Source organism: Planktosalinus sp. (assembly GCF_059864935.1).
The window spans coordinates 1-1,628 of record NZ_JCBCCK010000157.1 but is presented as its reverse complement, the minus strand read 5'-3'; the positions used below and the strand labels follow the sequence as shown (position 1 = coordinate 1,628).

1 protein-coding gene is annotated in these 1,628 nt (G+C 41.8%); it reads left to right on the top strand.

Annotated elements, in window-relative coordinates; all coding sequences use genetic code 11:
• Positions 1–1,526: arginine--tRNA ligase (gene argS, locus AC6F75_RS06200; RefSeq protein ID WP_500714083.1), on the top strand; the 1,526-nt coding region annotated here is incomplete at its 5' end.
• Positions 1,527–1,628 lie beyond the last annotated feature (102 nt).

Sequence of the window (1,628 nt, the reverse complement as noted above, 5' to 3'; positions counted from 1 at the left end):
TGATTTCAGACAGCTATTACCTCGATTTTTTCAGAAAGATAAAAGACGATGAGGACTATGGATTTCAGTCACCAAGACCGGGAGACAAAGCCATGATGGTGGAGTATGCTTCTCCCAACACTAACAAGCCGTTGCATTTGGGGCACGTCCGTAATGTATTGTTAGGCTATGCTGTTGCTGAAATAATTAAGGCATCGGGTAAAAAAGTATATAAAACCCAAATCATAAACGACCGTGGTATTCATATTTGCAAAAGCATGCTGGCATGGAAAAAGTACGGAAACGGTGAAACCCCTGAAAGTACCGGATTAAAAGGTGATAAACTGGTGGGCAATTACTACGTAAAATTTGATTCAGAATACAAAAAAGAAATTAATGCCCTGATAATGGAGGGTAACACAGAAGAAGAGGCTAAAAAGAAAGCACCACTAATGTTGGAAGCTCAGTTAATGCTTCAGAAATGGGAAAACGGTGACCCTGAAACGGTACAACTTTGGGAAATGATGAACGGCTGGGTGTATGAAGGTTTTGAAGTCACTTATAAAAATATCGGTGTTGATTTTGATTCCTATTATTACGAAAGCAATACTTATCTTTTAGGAAAAGACGTGGTAGCCGAAGGTCTCGAAAAAGGTGTTTTTTACCGTAAAGATGACGGCAGCGTGTGGATAGACCTCACTGATGAAGGTCTGGACGAAAAAATCGTTTTGCGCAGCGACGGCACAGCTGTATACATGACTCAGGACATTGGCACCGCCATTCAACGGGTAAAAGATCATCCCGATGTGGGCGGAATGGTTTATACTGTGGGCAACGAGCAGGACTACCATTTTAAGGTGTTGTTCCTCATCCTAAAAAAACTGGGCTACAGTTGGGCAGAAAATCTCTTTCATTTGAGCTATGGAATGGTTGACCTCCCCACAGGAAAAATGAAAAGTCGTGAAGGCACTGTGGTCGATGCCGATGACCTGATAGCCGATATGGCTAAAACCGCCCGTGAAATTTCTGAAGAACTGGGCAAGCTCGACGGTTACTCCCAATCTGAAAAAGAAAATCTTTACAAAACCATTGGTCTTGGTGCGCTAAAATATTACATCCTGAAGGTGGACCCCAAAAAGCGGATTTTATTCAACCCCGAAGAATCGGTCGATTTTCAGGGCAATACCGGGCCTTTTATTCAGTATACTTTTGCACGTATTCAATCCATCCTTAGAAAAGACAAGAACTCTGTTTATACTTTGCCCGAAGTAGTTGAAATGCACGAGAAGGAAAAAGAACTTATCAAGCAATTGGAGCTTTTCCCTGAGATAATTCAAAATGCTGCAACCACATACAGTCCGGCTTTGGTGGCCAATTATACCTACGACCTTGTGAAAGTGTACAACTCCTTTTATCAAAGCGTGCCCATCCTAGCCGAACTGGAAGCAGACAAACGCCAATTTCGGGTTACCCTTTCCAAAAAAGTGGGGGATGTGATTGCTTCGGCATTTAAACTTCTGGGTATTGAGGTACCGCAACGAATGTAATTAAAAAAACACCTGTAAAGAAATATTGGGTGTCATGCCCAAAGAAACTTGCTCTACTTTGCTGATTTCAGATTCAAAATCTTCACTTTGTTTCAACACAAA